This is a genomic window from Nocardioides sp. (genome assembly GCF_016462705.1).
Classification (GTDB): Bacteria; Actinomycetota; Actinomycetes; order Propionibacteriales; family Nocardioidaceae; genus Nocardioides.
This window is the reverse complement of sequence record NZ_JAEMSS010000102.1, coordinates 1-15,628: the sequence shown is the minus strand read 5'-3', so window position 1 is coordinate 15,628 and position 15,628 is coordinate 1. Positions and strand designations below refer to the sequence as shown.

The window sequence follows — 15,628 nt, the reverse complement described above, 5'->3', positions numbered from 1 at the left end:
ACGAGCTGCGCAACGAGCTGGTCCCGATCAACACCCGGTTCTCGGTCGCGGAGACGGTGGAGGCGGCCTGGGACTACGCGCGGGTCACCAAGCGCCGGGTGTCGATCGAGTACGCCATGATGCGCGGCATCAACGACCAGGGCTGGCGCGCGGACCTGCTCGGCGACGTCCTCCGCTCCTACGGTGACTGGGGCTGGGTGCACGTCAACCTGATCCCTCTCAACCCGACGCCGGGCTCCAAGTGGACGGCCTCGGACCCCGCCGACGAGCGGGAGTTCGTGCGCCGGCTCGAGGCCAAGGGCATCCCCACGACCGTGCGGGACACCCGGGGCCGGGAGATCGACGGGGCCTGCGGCCAGCTCGCCGCGACCGAGGTCTAGGCGGAGCCGGAGCCCCGCATCAGCTCGGTGGCCTCCTCGACGGAGTCGACGAGGTGCACGCGGTCCTGCATCGGCCGGCCCTGGGCCAGGGCCCGGAGCAGTGGCCAGGCCGGGAGCGTCTCGGTCCAGTACGTGCGGCCGACCAGCACCATCGAGGCGAGCGACGACTCGTCCGCGTAGTAGTTCTCGCAGGCGTCCTGGAACACCTCCTGGACGGTGCCGGCGGCGCCCGGGAGGAAGACGATCCCGGCGTCGCACACCTCCAGCAGGATCGCCTCCCGGGTCGGGTTGTGGAGGTACTTCGCGATCGCCGTGGCGAACACGTTGGTCGGTTCGTGGCCGTAGTGCCAGGTCGGGATGCCGAGCGTGTCGCACGGGGCGTCGACGTCTCCCGCCAGGACCTGCCGCGCCGGAGCCAGCCAGGCATCCACCGAGGGGCGGAAGGAGGGCGCCCTCCCCAGCAGGTCGACGGCCTCGTCGAGCACCTCGGGTGGCTGGCCGGCAAGCAGCCCGCCCAGGTTGGCCGCCTCCATGGCACCCGGACCGCCGCCGGTCGCCACGGTCAGGGTGGCACCGAGCCCGTGACCCAGCCTGGCCGCTGATCGGAACAGGTCGTCGGCACGCGTGACCGCATGTCCGCCCATCACTCCGACCAGCCGGCGCGTCGACGCCCAGTCGGCGAGCGCGTCGTCGATCGCGTGGTCGTGCAGCACTCCAGCGAGCAGGTCGTCGTGGTCGAGGCGGCCCTGCGACCACGAGTAGGCGCGGGCGTCGTAGGAGTCGGGGTAGGGACCGGCACCGTAGAGCTCGTCGGCGCTGTAGAGCCGCGACCGGTACGCGTCCACCGGGACGTCGCTGAACGCCGGGAGGACCAGCCCGCCCGCCGCCTCGACCCGTTCGACGTCGCCGTTCGCGAACCGGCAGCCCAGGAACGTCGCCCCACCGACCCGGTGCGCCAGCAGCTGGTCGACCCGTCCGGAGAGATCGAGCCCGTGCAACCGCCAGCCGTTGAGGGTGGTGGCTCCGGCCGTGAGGCGCCGGTCGAGGTCCTCCAGTGACTCGATGTGGACGACGCGGCCGCGGGTTCTGCGCATGAGGACTGAACCTACTCAGAAGGCATGCGCCATCAGCTCCCCGAACAGCTCGTCCTCGTCCACCCCCAGTCCCCGGGACCGGAACCAGCCGCACACGTTGGCGCAGTCACGCAGCAGGTAGTCCATGCCGTTGACGTTGCCGACCAGGTCGACGACCTGAGGCATGTCGATGACGACCAGCCGTTCACCCGCGGCCAGGATGTTGTACGCCGAGAGGTCGCCGTGCACCATCCCCGCCTGCACGGTGGTGGCGAGGACGTCGCGGAGCTGGTCGAAGTAGGACTCCAGCAGCGGCCGGTCCGGCCGCACCTGCGCCAGTCGCGGCGCGGTGGTGAGGGCACCGTCCCCGTCCTCGACGGTGATCCACTCCATGAGGATCTCCTGGCCGTCGATCTGGACCGGGTAGGGGACCGGCAGGCCGAGGCCGTGCCAGCGTTTGAGCGCCTCCCACTCGGAGGCGGCCCACTCGCCCGCCGCCACCAGCTTGCCGAACGTGCTCTTGCGCTTGATCGCCCGCTGGTCGCGCGAGCGCTTCATGCTGCGGCCCTCGGTGTAGGCGGCGGACCGGTGGAAGGTGCGGTGCTCGGCGCTGCGGTAGCGCTTGGCCGCCATCACCACGCCGCGCTCGGGCTCCAGCGGGTCGGCGCGTTCCACCAGGAACACGTCGGCCTCCTTGCCGGTCTTGAGGATGCCGAGCTCGGTGTCGATCGCGCCGCGCGAGGTCACGACCCAGTCGGGGCGGGGCTCCGGGCCGCGGCACAGCGGCTCGACGTCGTACCAGGTCGTCCAGCGCTGGTTCTCGTCGTCAGGGTCGTCGTACTGCTCGAAGTCGATGCGGAACGACTCGTCGATGTCGGACAGGGTGTCCTCGCCGGAGGACTCCGGCTGGGGCAGCCGGATCAGGTTGTCAGAGACGTACTCCCAGTCGGGGTCGTCGGAGGTGAAGCGTCGGGTCATGAGAAGTGGTGCTCCGTGAGGTGAGAGAGGGATGGTCTGCGAAGGGCAGGCCAACGACAGTCATGGACATGTCACGGCTCCTCTCGGTCACGGGCACACTGCGTTGTCACGGTGCCGCTGGTGGCTCCATGGTGGCGGGGCCGCGACCGCCGGGCAAGTGCTTTTCGTCCCGGTGGGCTAGCGTCACCGGGTGCCACCACATCTGCGCCGGGTCTGCGCGACGGTCGTGCTCGCCCTGGTGCTGTCCGCCGTCCCGGCCCAGGCGCGTGAGGCGGCGGACGCGCCCACGGCGGGAGCGGCCGGCCTCGGCGACCCCTACTTCCCGCTCGACGGCAACGGTGGGATCGACGTCCTGCACTACGACGTGCGGGACGCCTACGACTTCAGGTCCGGCCGCCTCTCCGGCCGGACGACCCTGACCGTCCGAGCCACGCAGGACCTGTCCCGGTTCAACCTGGACTTCCTGCTCCAGGTGTCGCAGGTCAAGGTGGACGGCGCCAAGGCGTCGTTCGACCGGCGCAACCGGCACGAGCTGAGGATCACGCCGGCGGTCCCGGTCCTCGCCGGCAGCACGGTGACGGTGACGGTCCGCTACAGCGGGAAGCCGGACGACGCGACCTACCTGGGCGAGGGCAACTGGCTGGCCGACGCCCGCGAGGTGGTCACGATCAACGAGCCGCACATGGCTCCGTGGTGGTTCCCGGCCAACGACCACCCGCGTGACAAGGCCAGCATGGACGTGCGGATCACGGTGCCGAAGGAGCGCAAGGTGATCTCCAACGGCACCCTGGTCGGCCGGGTCGTGAAGGGGCAGGTCGCCACGACCCACTGGCGCTCCGTGGAGCCGATGGCGCCCTACCTGGCGTTCTTCGCGGCAGGCAGCTTCGAGGTCCGCAAGGACTCCGCCGACGGTCGTCGGTCGGTCGTCGCCGTCTCCAAGCGGTTGGCGCCCCGGCTGCGCCGCGCCTCGATGACGATGCTTCGGGAGACCCCGCAGCTGACGGCCTGGCTCGAGACGCAGCTCGGCCCCTACCCGTTCGCCACCACCGGCGGGCTGGTGACCAGCCTCAACCCCGGTTTCGCCCTGGAGAACCAGACCCGGCCGGTCTACCCGGTGCTCGGGCCAGGCTCGGGACGGCTCCTCGTCCACGAGCTGGCGCACCAGTGGTTCGGCAACTCGGTGTCGGTGGACCGGTGGCGCGACATCTGGCTGAACGAGGGCTTCGCGACGTTCATGGAGGCCCGCTGGACGGAGTCGACCGGCGGTCCGACCGCCGACGAGTGGCTCTCGGACAGCTACGACGCGCTCGCGGACAACACGGCGTTCTGGCAGCTGCGCATCGCCGACCCCGGCCGCGACCGGATCTTCGACTCCGCGGTCTACCTCCGGGGGGCGATGGCGGTGCAGGCGCTGCGCAACCGGATCGGCGAGGACGCCTTCTGGACGACGCTGCGCACCTGGGTCACGTCCCGGGCCGGCGGCAACGGCACCGTCGAGGACTTCCGGGCGCTCGCCGCCTCGGTCAGCGGTCAGGACCTCGCCGCGTTCTTCGACGCCTGGCTGGTCGGCACGACCCGACCGGCGCGCACCGCGGCCAACGGGTTCTGACGAGCCCGGGAGCGCCGGCTCCAGCCGCGAGCCCGCTCAGCCCCGCAGGCGCACCGACAGGCAGGTGACACAGCCCTCCAGCTTCTCGAACTCACTCATGTCGACGGCCACGACCCGCAGGCCGAGCTCCTCGAACAGCCTCCGGGTCTCGGGCGCGCTGGTCGACATCAACACCGTCTCGCCGTCGAGCAGCACGACGTGAGATCCCGGTTCCTCGGGCACGGGCAGGAACGACGGGAAGACCGACACGTCGTCCACGAGCGGCGGGTAGCCGACCACCGTCCCGTCGGGCAGGGCGGTGACCGCGGACTTCAGGTGCAGGACCTTGGTGACCGAGACGTCGACCACCGTCGCCCCGAGCGGTGCGAGGTACGCCGCGAGCTGGTCGAACCCCTCCTGGTTGGTGCGGCCGCCCACGCCCACCCAGACCGTGCCCTCGTGCTTGAGCACGTCGCCGCCGTCGAGCGTGCCGGGTGCCGCGATGTGTGCGAGGCGGTAGCCGAGACCGCGCAGGGCGCGCTCGGTGCCCGCGGTCTCCGGCTTGCGCTCGTCGGCGCCCGGACGGGTGATCACCGCGAGGTCGCCGTAGACGACGACCGTGTCCTCGACGAAGACCGCGTCCGGGCACTCGTCGGCGGCCTCGACCTCGCGACACTCCCAGCCCTCGGCGCGCAGCGCGGCGACATACCCCTCCCACTGACGGCTCGCGAGCTCGCCGTCGACAGCGACCCGCTCGAGGTGGGTGAGCAGACCGTCCGCCAGCCGCGGTCCCGGCCGGCGGACCAGCGCCAGCTTCCTCATGACGGCCTCATGAGACCAACGGTGCCACGGCTCGTGCCAGCAGGCTGGGTCGCCGGGTCAGCGCCTCCTCGCGGTCGGCCGCCGAGAAGGCGATCCGGGCCGCGTTGACCCCGAGCCAGCGCAGCGGCTCGGGCTCCCAGCTCGGCGAGCGGTGGTTGACCCACGGGAGCCCGGTGAGGTCGGTGTCCTGCCGCAGGACCAGGTCACGCAGCGTCCGTCCGGCGAGGTTGGTGGTGGCGACGCCGTCACCCACGTAGCCGCCGGCCCAGGCGAGGCCGGTCGACGGGTCGAGACCGACCGAGGCGCACCAGTCCCGAGGTACGCCGAGCGGTCCGCCCCAGGCGTGGGTCACCCGGACGCCGCGCAGGACCGGGAACAGGTCGACCAGGCCCGCGAGGATCCGGGCGAAGACCGACTCGTCCCGGTCGAAGGACGGGTCGACGCGTGAGCCCGCGTGATAGGGGGCGCCGCGACCGCCGAAGACGATCCGGTCGTCGGCGGTGCGCTGGCCGTAGACGATGAGGTGCCGGAAGTCGGAGAAGGTCTCGCGCCGGGCCAGCCCGATCTCGTCCCAGGTCGACGGGGGTAGCGGTTCGGTCGCGATCACCAGGGAGTAGACCGGGATGCTCGTCCGGCGGTGCCCGGGCAGCTGCGACGTGAAGGCCTCGGTCGCGCGGACCACCGTCTCGGCCCGCACGGTGCCCTGGTCGGTGCGCACCTCGCGGGGGCTGATGTGCGTCACGCGGGTCCGCTCGTGGATCACCACCTCACGGCGTTCGACGGCCAGGGCCAGCCCGCGTACCAGCCGGGCGGGATGGATGGCGGCGCAGTCCGGGGTGTACGTCGCGCCGGACACGCCCTGCGCGCGCACGATCTCCCCGGTCCGCGCGGCGTCCAGGAGCTCCAGGTCGTCGGGGTCCCGGCCCCAGTGCCGGGCCTCGTCGACCTCGGCGCGGGCCCGCGCGAGCTGGGCGGGTCCACGCGCCAGCCGGATCGTCCCGCCCTTCGCGACGTGCGCGTCGATGCCCTCGGCCGCCGCGACCCGGGTGACCTCGTCCACGGTGGCGCGCATCGCGGCGTGCTGGGCGAGCGCGGACTCCCGGCCGCCGGCCTCCGTGCCGGCCAGGGCGGCCAGGGCCGGGAGCTCGGCGGGGAACAGGGCCGAGCACCAGCCGCCGTTGCGGCCGGACGCCCCGAAGCCGCAGACCTCTGACTCGAGCACGGCGATCGACAGCGACGGGTCCGCCTCGGCGAGGTAGTAGGCCGTCCACAGGCCGGTGTACCCCGCCCCCACGATGGCGACGTCCACCTCGCGGTCGCCCGGCAGGGCCGGCCGGGGAGTCCAGTCGTCGCCGGCGCTCTCGTGCCAGAAGGAGAGGCGGCCGTACGACCCGGGCCGGTTCAGCGCACTCCCCACGAGTAGGTCTGCTTGCGCAGCTTGAGGTAGACGAGCGTCTCGGTGCCGGCCACGCCGGGGATGCCGCGGATCTGCTGCGAGATGATCTCGAGGAGGTGCTCGTCGCTCTCGCAGACCACCTCGGCCAGCAGGTCGTAGCTGCCCGCGGTCAGCACCACGTAGGACACCTCGTCGATGGCCGACAGCGCGTCCGCCACCGGCTCGAGCGCGCCGGTGACCCGGACCCCCACCATGGCCTGGCGCGCGAACCCGAGCTGCAGCGGGTCCGTGACCGCCACGATCTGCATGACCCCGCCCTCGATGAGCCGCTGGACGCGCTGCCGGACCGCCGCCTCGGACAGGCCCACGGCCTTGCCGATGGAGGCATAGGACCGCCGACCGTCCTGCTGGAGCTGGGCGATGATCGCCTTCGAGGTCTCGTCGAGGTCGTGCCGCTTCGCGGTCATGGCACGTCCTGTTCTCCACGTCCTGCCCGTGGTAGCCACGAAGGAATTAGTTGCTGGCACGTTACAGGACAGCGGGATCCCTTGTAGCCGACCGGTTGTCATGCCACGATCCGCATGATGACTGGGGAGCGGGACACGATGGTGCCGGTGCCGCCGGCACGGGGGACGACCCGGCGCGGGCTGCTGGCCGGCGGGGGAGCGGTGGCGTTCCTGGGTCTCAGCGCGGCCGCACTCAAGCTGCCGTTCTTCGAGGTCGAGGGCGCCCGGGTCGAGGCGGCGTCCTGCGTGGGCAAGGACATCTCCGAGACCGACAAGCGGCTGATCATCTCCAACTGGCCGGCCTACATCGACCCCCGCCGGAAGAAGACCTCCACCGCCTCGGTCTTCACCGCCACCTACGGCATCGAGGTCGACTACACCGACGACGTCAACGACAACTCCGAGTTCTACGCCAAGGTCAAGAACCAGCTCGGCGCCTGCGAGCCGGTCCAGCGGGACATGATGGTGCTCACCGACTGGATGGCCGCCCGGATGATCGACCTCGGCTGGATCCAGAAGCTCGACACCGCACGCATCCCCAACGTCGTCGACAACGTCATCGACCCGTTGCGCGACCTGGCCTGGGACCCCGACTTCGAGTACCACGTCCCCTGGCAGAGCGGACTGACCGGTATCGCCTACAACGCCGACGCGGTCGGCGAGGTGCGCAGCTTCGAGGAGCTGCTCACCCGCAGCGACCTCAAGGGCCGGATCTCCTTGCTCACCGAGATGCGGGACACGATGGGCTTCCTCATCAAGGTCACCGGCGGCGACCCCAGCGACTTCGACGACGACGACTGGGGCAACGGCATCGACCTGCTGCGCCAGGTGGTCGCCGACGGTCAGGTCCGGGCGTTCACCGGCAACGAGTACATCCAGGACCTCGCGGCGGGCAACATCGACGCCTGCGAGGCGTGGTCGGGCGACGTCATCCAGGCGCAGTACGACAACCCGGCGATCAAGTTCGTCACTCCGGAGGAGGGTCTGATGCTCTGGAGCGACAACATGCTCGTGCCCAACCTGGCCGAGCACCAGGCCAACGCCGAGACGTGGATGAACTACTACTACCAGCCGGACGTGGCGGCCAAGCTCGCCGCGTGGGTCAACTACATCTGTCCGGTCAAGGGCGCGCAGGAGGAGATGGAGAAGCTCGACCCGAGCCTGGTCGACAACCCGCTGATCTTCCCCGACGACGAGACGCTCTCCCAGACCATGTCCTTCATGGCGCTCGACGAGGCCCAGATCACCCAGTACGAAGGAGATTTCGCCGATGTCACAGGTGGTTGAGGCCGCAGCGTCCGAGGGCCCGTCGGACGGACCGGGCGAGCAGCTCGCCGACCCGGCGACCTACGACGGGCTGGCGCTGCGCGCACTCACCAAGCACTTCGGCTCGTTCTACGCCGTCCGCGACCTCGACCTGGACGTCCCGCGCGGCTCGTTCTTCGCGCTGCTCGGCCCCTCCGGCTGCGGCAAGACCACCACGCTGCGGATGGTGGCCGGGCTGGAGACGCCGAGCTCGGGCGCGATCACGCTGTCGGGCAAGGACATCACCTACGCCAAGCCCTACCAGCGCCCGGTCAACACGGTCTTCCAGAACTACGCGCTGTTCCCGCACCTCGACATCTTCGAGAACGTCGCCTTCGGGCTGCGGCGCCGCAAGCAGAAGGACGTGGACAAGACGGTCCGCGAGATGCTCGAGCTGGTCGAGCTCGACACCCAGGCGCGCAAGAAGCCGGCGCAGCTCTCGGGCGGGCAGCAGCAGCGGGTCGCTCTCGGCCGGGCCCTGATCAACAACCCCGAGGTCCTGCTGCTCGACGAGCCGCTCGGCGCCCTGGACCTCAAGCTCCGGCGGTCGATGCAGATCGAGATCAAGCGCATCCAGACCGAGGTGGGGCGCACCTTCATCCACGTCACCCACGACCAGGAGGAGGCCATGACCATGGCCGACACGGTCGCGGTGATGAACCACGGGGTCATCGAGCAGATGGGTGCCCCCGCCGAGCTCTACGAGAACCCGCGGTCCACCTTCGTGGCCAACTTCCTCGGCCAGTCGAACCTGATCGAGGGGAACATCAAGAACCGGGCCGCGGACATCGTCACGGTCGACATGCACGGGATCGACGTCTCCATCCCCGCCCCCCGGGCGCACGCGCCCGGCGACCGCGGCTGGGTGGGCATCCGGCCCGAAAAGGTGCTCATCGGAGAGGTCGGCGAGGAGCTCGACGCGCCGGGCAACACGATCCCGGGCGGCGTGGTCAGCGACGTCAGCTTCGTGGGCGTCAGCACGCAGTACCTCGTCCGGATGCCGTGGGGCCAGGAGCTGCAGGTGTTCTCCCAGAACACCGGGCGGCACCGGCTCTTCGCGGTCGGCGACCAGGTCGAGCTGTCGTGGAGGCCGGAGTACGCCTTCCTCCTGGACGCTGCGCAGGACGCGTTCGCCGGTGCGCAGAAGCTGGACTCGGATGGCTAGCACCGCCGGCACCGCGCCGGTGGCGGTGACGGACATCAAGGAGACGAAGGACGCCAGCGGCCGGCGCCGCGGCCGCGTCGGCTACCTCCTGCTCCTGCCTGCGGTCATCTGGCTGGGGCTCTTCTTCGTCGTCCCGTTCTACTCGCTGGTCGCGACCAGCCTGTTCGACCCGAGCGGGTCGGACTCGCGCGGCTACGAGATGACCTACCACGTCGCCAACTACTGGAACGCGATCCAGGACTACAAGGGTCCGCTGCTCCGCTCGCTGCTCTACGCCGGCATCGCCACCGGGATCTGCCTGGTCCTGGGCTACGTGCTCGCCTACGCGATCGCGTTCAAGGCGGGACGCTGGAAGAACCTGATGCTGGTGCTCGTCATCGCGCCGTTCTTCACCAGCTTCCTGGTCCGCACCCTGTCGTGGAAGCTGATACTGGCCGACGACGGCTTCGTCGTCGACGCCCTGCAGACCCTGCACCTGCTGGGCGACGACGGCCGGCTCCTGGCCACTCCCGTCGCGGTGGTGGCGGGGCTGACCTACAACTTCCTGCCGTTCATGGTGCTGCCGCTGTTCGCGAGCATCGACAAGATCGACCACCGGCTCATCGAGGCCTCGGGCGACCTCTACGCCAACCCGATCGTCGGCTTCTTCCGGGTGACCTGGCCGCTCTCGCTCCCGGGCGTCGTCTCCGGCACGCTGCTGACCTTCATCCCGTCCGCGGGCGACTACATCAACGCCCAGCTGCTCGGCAGCCCGAACCAGCGCATGGTGGGCAGCGTGATCCAGAGCCTCTTCACCGACGCGAACAACTACCCGGCCGCCGCTGCCCTGTCGATGATCCTGATGCTGCTCGTGCTGGTCATGGTGCTCCTGTTCGTCCGCCGGGCCGGGACGGAGGAACTCCTGTGACGTGGGTGAGGAAGCACCTGGTCCTGATCCTCGGGCTGCTCGTGCTGGTCTACACGTTCATCCCGATCTTCGTGGTCGTGCTGATGAGCTTCAACGACCCGGCCAGCCGGCTGATCTACCGCTTCGACGGCTTCACGCTGCACAACTGGGCGAACCCGTGCGAGGACCCCTCGATGTGCGAGGCCCTGGGCCGGTCGATCCAGATCGGGCTGCTGTCGACGCTCGGGGCCACCATCCTCGGCACGCTGGCGGCGTTCGCCCTGGTCCGGCACTCGTTCCGCGGCCGGTCCGTCGCCAACCTGGTGATCTTCCTGCCCATGGCGGCCCCGGAGATCGTGCTCGGGTCGTCGCTCCTCGCGCTGTTCGTCGGCGCCGGGTTCGCCGGCCAGCTCGGGTTCTGGACGATCCTGATCGCCCACATCATGTTCTGCCTGTCGTTCGTGGTGGTCACCGTCCGGTCGCGGCTCGCGGGCATGACCGACACGCTCGAGCAGGCGGCCGCCGACCTCTATGCCACACCGGCGCAGACGTTCTGGCGGGTCACGTTCCCGCTCGTGTTCCCCGGGATCCTCGGCGCCGCCCTGCTCAGCTTCTCGCTGTCCTTCGACGACTTCATCATCACCAACCTCAACGCCGGCAACACCACGACCTTCCCGATGTACGTCTGGGGTGTCGCGCAGCGCGGCGTGCCGATGCAGGTCAACGTGGTCGGGACCGTGATGTTCCTGGTCTCGGTCGTCATCGTGGTCGGCGGCGAGCTCAACTCGAGGCGCCGGGCCAAGGCCCTGTCCTGATACCCCACGAGCCCGATCGCGGGGCGCGCGAGCTCCGCTCGCCATCGCTCGCCTCGGTCGCTGCGCTCCCTCGCTCCGGATCACTACATTGACCCGGTGCCCGAGCTGACGTACGCCGTGATCGGTGCCGGCCCCTCGGGGCTGGCGGCCGCGCGCAACCTCCAGCGCCGCGGGATCCCGTGGTCCGGCTACGAGCTGGGCGACGACGTGGGGGGCCTGTGGAACATCGACGGCCCCCGCAGCACCGTCTACGAGTCCGCGCACCTGATCTCCTCGAAGCGCACGACCGAGTTCGCGGAGTTCCCGATGCGCGACGAGGTGGCCGACTACCCGAGCCACCGCGAGCTGCTGGCCTACTTCCGCGACTTCGCCGACCACTTCGGGCTGCGCGACGGCTTCGAGTTCGGCGCCGAGGTCGTCCTCGCGGAACCGGCCGGCGAGGGTTGGGACGTGACGGTCCGGACCGCCGCGGGGGAGCGGACGACCCGGCACGCCGGCGTGGTGGTCGCCAACGGCACCCTGAGCGAGCCCTCCGTGCCGACGTTCGCGGGCTCGTTCGACGGCGAGGTGCTGCACACGAGCCGCTACAAGCGCGCGTCGGCGTTCGCCGGCAAGCGGGTGCTGGTCATCGGGGCGGGCAACTCCGGCTGCGACATCGCGGTCGACGCCGTGCACCACGCCGCCTCGGTCGACCTCAGCGTGCGACGGGGCTACTACTTCGTGCCGAAGTACCTCTTCGGCAAGCCGGCCGACACCCTCAACCAGGGCCGCCCGCTGCCGCCGCGGGTCAAGCAGGCCGTCGACAGCCGGCTGCTGCGCGCCTTCACCGGCGACCCCGTGCGGTTCGGCTTCCCGAAGCCGGACTACAAGATCTACGAGTCGCACCCGATCGTGAACACGCTGGTCCTGCACCACCTCGGGCACGGCGACATCCGGATGCGCCGTGACGTCGAGCGGCTCGACGGGGACGGCGTCGTGTTCAAGGACGGTGAGCGTGGCGAGTACGACGTCGTCGTGCTGGCCACCGGCTACCGGCTCCACTACCCGTTCCTCGACCCGGCGCTGCTCGGCTGGACCGGCGATGGCGCGCAGGGGGCGCCGGACCTCCACCTCAACGTGTTCAGCAAGGCCGACCCGAACCTCTTCGTCGTCGGGATGATCGAGGCGACCGGCATCGGCTGGCAGGGCCGCTACGAGCAGGCAGAGCTGGTCGCGGCGTACCTCGCGGCCCGGCGTTCCTCCCCGGCCCGGGCAGCCGAGCTCGAGGCCCGGGTGCACGGGCCGCGCCCCGACCTGTCCGGCGGCTACAAGTACCTGGCGCTGGAGCGGATGAGCTACTACGTCAACAAGGACGCCTACCGCGCCGCGGTCCGGGCCGAGATCGAGGAGCTCGCGTGATCACCACCGGACGTTGCGCGGGTGCCCCGCACCCCGAGCACGCACTTCGCGGCGTTGCCGTCGCTCGCTGGACGAACAAGTACGGCGTCGCTCCGGCGCCTTGCGATGCACGCACTCGGAGCACGGGCCACGTCCGCGCAACGTCCGGTGGGGATCACTCGTGAGCGCACTGGTCCTTCCGCTGGCCGGCGACGTCGACGGCATCCGGATCGCCTTCGAGGAGGGGTCGCTCACCACGCTCAAGATCGTGATCGGCGCGATCCTCTTCGGCATCGCGCTGGACACCTCGCTCGACGACTTCCGTCGCGCCGCCCGGCGTCCGGGCGTCATCGCGATCGGCGTCGTCGCGCAGTTCCTGCTGCTGCCGGCCCTCACGTTCCTGCTGACCCTGCTGCTCGACGTCCGCGGGTCGGTGGCGCTCGGCATGATCCTGGTCGCCTGCTGCCCGCCCGGCAACGTCTCCAACATCCTCACCCACCGGGCGAAGGGTGACGTGGCGCTGTCGGTCTCGATGACCGCGGTGAGCAACGTGCTGGCGATCTTCCTGATGCCGCTCAACGTGGCCTTCTGGGGCTCGATCCACCCGAGGGGCAAGGAGCTGCTCGAGGACATCGAGCTCGACGCGGTCGACATGCTGCTCGAGATCGGGCTGGTGATCGGGGTGCCGTTCGCCGCCGGCATCACGATCGCCCGGCTGTGGCCGCGGGTCGCCTCGCGGGCCGGGAAGATCATCGGCCCGGTCGCCTTCCTGGCCCTCGGCGCGGTGATCGTCATCGGCGTCACCAACAACTGGGACGTCTTCGTCGACTTCATCGGCGTCGTCCTGCTCGCGGTGTTCCTGCACGACGCCCTCGCGCTCCTGCTCGGCTGGTCGATCGCCAAGGCGACCCGGCTGCCCGAGCGGGCCACCCGGGCGATGACCTTCGAGGTCGGGATCCGCAACGCCGGGCTCGGCCTGCTGCTGGTGTTCACCTACTTCGACGGGCTCGGCGGCATGGCGCTGGTCGCCGCATGGTGGGGCATCTGGGACATCATCGCCGGGCTGGCGCTCGCCCAGTGGTGGGGCAGCCGCTCCTCGCGGCACGCCTCGGTGGCGGAGCCCGCGGCGTGACGACGGTCCTGGTCACCGGCGGCAACGGCTTCCTCGGATCCTCCGTCGTCCGCGGGCTCGCCGACGCCGGGCTGGCGGTCGTGAGCGCCGACCTCGCGCTTCCGGCGTCCCCGGTGCCCGCTGTCGAGCACGTCGTCATGGACGTCACCGCGGCCGCCGCCGTCGAGGCGGTCTTCGCCGGCCACGAGGTGGAGGTCGTCGTCCACCTCGCCTCGATCGTCACCCCGGGCCGGGACTCGTCGCGGGAGCGGGAGTACGCCGTCGACGTCACCGGCACCCAGCACGTGCTCGACGCCTGCCTGGCCCACGGGGTGCGCCGGATCGTCGTGTCGTCCAGCGGCGCGGCGTACGGCTACCACCCCGACAACCCCACCTGGCTCACGGAGGACGACCACGTCCGGGGCAACGAGGTGTTCGCCTACAGCCACCACAAACGGCTGGTCGAGGAGATGCTCGCCTCGCTGCGGGCGTCCGACCCGCAGCTCGAGCAGGTCGTGCTCCGGATCGGCACGATCCTGGGGGAGCGGGTCGACAACCAGATCACGGCGCTGTTCGAGCGGCCGCGGCTGCTGAAGATCCGCGGCTCCGACTCGCCGTTCGTCTTCATCTGGGACACCGACGTCGTCGCCATCATCATCCGCGCGGTCACGTCCCCTGTCACCGGCATCTTCAACGTCGCCGGCGACGGCACCCTGACCGTCGACGAGATCGCCGAGCGGCTGGGCAAGCCGGTGCTGGCCCTGCCCGAGGCCGTGCTCCGGGGTGCGCTCGGCGTCGGCCGGCGGCTCGGCCTGACGGCGTACGGCCCCGAGCAGACGATCTTCCTCAAGCACCGGCCCGTCCTGGCCAACGACCGGCTCAAGACGGTCTTCGGCTACACGCCCTCCAAGACCTCGGCGGAGGCGTTCGAGGCGTGGCGGACGCACCGGTTCGGGTGATCGCCCGGTGAGCGTGCGCATCGTCTTCGAGACCCACCAGACGTCCGAGGACAACGAGGCCGGGGTCGCGACCGGCTGGCTGCCGGGTCGCCTGTCCGCCCTCGGCCGGTGCCAGGCCCGGGAGCTGGGCGAGCGCCGCCGTCACGACGGGCTGGCGGCCGTGTTCAGCTCGGACCTGCGCCGGGCGGTCGAGACGGTCGAGCTCGCCTTCCCCGATGCCGAGCGGCCACCGACGCTGCTCGACTGGCGGCTGCGGGAGTGTGACTACGGCGAGCTCAACGGCGCCCCGCGGGAACGGGTCCGCGGGCCGCGGCTGGACCACCTGGCGTCGCCCTACCCGGGTGGTGAGAGCTGGCAGCAGGCTGTTGAGCGGGTCGGGCGCTTCCTCGACGACCTGTCCCCGCGCTGGGACGGCGCGAGAGTGCTGGTCGTCGGGCACGTCGCGACCCGGTTGGGGCTCGACCACTACCTGCTCGGTGTGCCGCTGGACGAGGCACTGGCGGCCGAGTTCGACTGGCAGCCGGGTTGGGAGTACGTGCTCGAGACCTGACGGGTCATGGGTCTGGGATCACAACAGGTAGCGGTCGAGCACCGCTACCTCGGCCATCAGGTCGGCGGCGGCCTGCGGGGCGCCGCGCCTGGCCAGGTCGTCGGCCGCCGCGACCCGCTCGTCGCGCTCCGCGCAGACGATCGCTCGGACCTGGTCACCGTCGAGGTCGCGCCTGGCCGCCTCGGTCGCCCCCAGCCCGCGGGAGGCCCCGGCGATCGGGCCGCTCGCCAGCCCGGCGGCCGGTGCGTCCTCAACCGGCTGGGCCTCGGCGTTCGCGAGCGCTGACAGGACCGTGCGCAGCACCCGGATCGTGTCCCGGTCCCGCTCCCGCATGGCCGTCGAGAGGTCGGCACGCAGGCGGGAGGCGAGCTCAGTCACGCCCTCGAGGCTATGGGTCAGACGTCGCCGGCGCGCTCGGATTCCTTGTTGGTGGGACAGTCCGGGTTGGTGCAGATGCGCGTGTCCACGGTCGGGTCGCCGCCGCCGACGTACCCATCCGCGGGTCCGACCGGGCCGTCCGGTTCCTGGACGTCACCGGGCTCCTTGGCCTTCAGGCGCACCTCGGAGCCGCACACCTGGCACGGCTTGTTGTCGTAGTACATCGCCCACCTCCGAGGTCGTCGCCTGGTCGGAGGTACCCAGGAGCCGCTCACTCCCGGCGGGTGAAGCGGATCTTGCCGTTGGGTAGGCGTTCGTGGGTGTAGCGGGGGTCGTGGA

16 protein-coding genes and 1 pseudogene are annotated in these 15,628 nt (G+C 70.8%); 10 read left to right on the top strand and 7 right to left on the bottom strand.

The annotated features are described in order from the left end of the window. Window positions 1-380: pseudogene (locus tag JHD21_RS13580) on the top strand (23S rRNA (adenine(2503)-C(2))-methyltransferase RlmN); the annotation flags it as partial. Here JHD21_RS13580 and JHD21_RS13575 read toward each other — a convergent pair. Both JHD21_RS13575 and JHD21_RS13570 read right to left on the bottom strand, forming a co-directional pair. Continuing rightward, entirely contained in the window at window positions 377-1,474 is a 1,098-nt protein-coding gene (locus tag JHD21_RS13575) for a Rossmann fold nucleotide-binding protein (protein ID WP_292676188.1), read from the bottom strand. The pseudogene JHD21_RS13580 and the gene JHD21_RS13575 overlap by 4 nt on opposite strands. Window positions 1,475-1,489: 15 nt before the next feature. Next, window positions 1,490-2,431 carry an RIO1 family regulatory kinase/ATPase gene (locus JHD21_RS13570; RefSeq protein WP_292676185.1) on the bottom strand — a complete coding sequence of 314 codons (942 nt, stop codon included), beginning with the start codon at window positions 2,429-2,431 and terminating at the stop codon, window positions 1,490-1,492. A 190-nt stretch (window positions 2,432-2,621) separates the two neighbouring features. Between JHD21_RS13570 and JHD21_RS13565 the strand changes: the two genes are divergently transcribed. After that, window positions 2,622-4,040 carry a M1 family metallopeptidase gene (locus JHD21_RS13565; protein WP_292676180.1) on the top strand — a complete coding sequence of 473 codons (1,419 nt, stop codon included), beginning with the start codon at window positions 2,622-2,624 and terminating at the stop codon, window positions 4,038-4,040. 36 nt (window positions 4,041-4,076) lie between these two features. Here JHD21_RS13565 and ddaH read toward each other — a convergent pair whose 3' ends face one another. Genes ddaH through JHD21_RS13550 form a run of 3 tightly spaced genes read right to left on the bottom strand, consistent with a single transcriptional unit; the run spans window position 4,077 to window position 6,704 of the window. Beyond that, window positions 4,077-4,841, bottom strand: coding sequence for a dimethylargininase (ddaH, locus tag JHD21_RS13560; RefSeq protein WP_292676178.1), 765 nt, complete (start codon window positions 4,839-4,841; stop codon window positions 4,077-4,079). A 7-nt stretch (window positions 4,842-4,848) separates the two neighbouring features. Then, the gene (locus JHD21_RS13555) at window positions 4,849-6,258 is read right to left on the bottom strand and encodes an FAD-binding oxidoreductase (RefSeq protein WP_292676175.1); all 1,410 of its coding nucleotides are present in this window, start codon (window positions 6,256-6,258) and stop codon (window positions 4,849-4,851) included. Beyond that, window positions 6,243-6,704 carry an Lrp/AsnC family transcriptional regulator gene (locus JHD21_RS13550; RefSeq protein WP_292676172.1) on the bottom strand — a complete coding sequence of 154 codons (462 nt, stop codon included), beginning with the start codon at window positions 6,702-6,704 and terminating at the stop codon, window positions 6,243-6,245. The genes JHD21_RS13555 and JHD21_RS13550 overlap by 16 nt, the downstream gene beginning before the upstream one ends. Before the next feature lie 117 nt (window positions 6,705-6,821). Here JHD21_RS13550 and JHD21_RS13545 point away from each other — a divergent pair, with 117 nt between their 5' ends. The 8 genes from JHD21_RS13545 (at window position 6,822) to JHD21_RS13510 (ending at window position 14,911) form a co-directional block, all read left to right on the top strand. Further along, window positions 6,822-8,030 (top strand): spermidine/putrescine ABC transporter substrate-binding protein, encoded by a 1,209-nt coding sequence (locus JHD21_RS13545; RefSeq protein WP_292676169.1) that lies wholly within the window; start codon window positions 6,822-6,824, stop codon window positions 8,028-8,030. After that, complete coding sequence (locus JHD21_RS13540) at window positions 8,014-9,213, top strand: ABC transporter ATP-binding protein (protein WP_292676167.1); 1,200 nt, start codon at window positions 8,014-8,016, stop codon at window positions 9,211-9,213. The genes JHD21_RS13545 and JHD21_RS13540 overlap by 17 nt, the downstream gene beginning before the upstream one ends. Then, a complete protein-coding gene (locus JHD21_RS13535) occupies window positions 9,206-10,120 on the top strand; it encodes an ABC transporter permease (protein WP_292676164.1) in 915 nt (304 codons plus the stop codon). Before JHD21_RS13540 ends, JHD21_RS13535 begins: the two co-directional genes overlap by 8 nt. Beyond that, window positions 10,117-10,914 carry an ABC transporter permease gene (locus JHD21_RS13530; RefSeq protein ID WP_292676161.1) on the top strand — a complete coding sequence of 266 codons (798 nt, stop codon included), beginning with the start codon at window positions 10,117-10,119 and terminating at the stop codon, window positions 10,912-10,914. Before JHD21_RS13535 ends, JHD21_RS13530 begins: the two co-directional genes overlap by 4 nt. A gap of 96 nt (window positions 10,915-11,010) precedes the next feature. Continuing rightward, window positions 11,011-12,312: an NAD(P)/FAD-dependent oxidoreductase gene (locus JHD21_RS13525; RefSeq protein ID WP_292676159.1), complete on the top strand. Its 1,302-nt coding sequence runs from the start codon at window positions 11,011-11,013 to the stop codon at window positions 12,310-12,312. A gap of 160 nt (window positions 12,313-12,472) precedes the next feature. Next, window positions 12,473-13,423, top strand: a complete 951-nt coding sequence (locus tag JHD21_RS13520; protein ID WP_292676156.1) for a bile acid:sodium symporter family protein — start codon at window positions 12,473-12,475, stop codon at window positions 13,421-13,423. After that, window positions 13,420-14,361 carry an SDR family oxidoreductase gene (locus JHD21_RS13515; protein ID WP_292676155.1) on the top strand — a complete coding sequence of 314 codons (942 nt, stop codon included), beginning with the start codon at window positions 13,420-13,422 and terminating at the stop codon, window positions 14,359-14,361. The genes JHD21_RS13520 and JHD21_RS13515 overlap by 4 nt, the downstream gene beginning before the upstream one ends. A gap of 7 nt (window positions 14,362-14,368) precedes the next feature. After that, the gene (locus JHD21_RS13510; RefSeq protein ID WP_292676152.1) at window positions 14,369-14,911 is read left to right on the top strand and encodes a histidine phosphatase family protein; all 543 of its coding nucleotides are present in this window, start codon (window positions 14,369-14,371) and stop codon (window positions 14,909-14,911) included. An 18-nt stretch (window positions 14,912-14,929) separates the two neighbouring features. On the opposite strand, the gene JHD21_RS13505 is transcribed toward JHD21_RS13510, so the two are convergent. Next, entirely contained in the window at window positions 14,930-15,289 is a 360-nt protein-coding gene (locus tag JHD21_RS13505; protein WP_292676149.1) for a hypothetical protein, read from the bottom strand. 17 nt (window positions 15,290-15,306) lie between these two features. Beyond that, complete coding sequence (locus tag JHD21_RS13500; RefSeq protein ID WP_292676146.1) at window positions 15,307-15,513, bottom strand: hypothetical protein; 207 nt, start codon at window positions 15,511-15,513, stop codon at window positions 15,307-15,309. Between the last annotated feature and the right edge of the window lie 115 nt (window positions 15,514-15,628).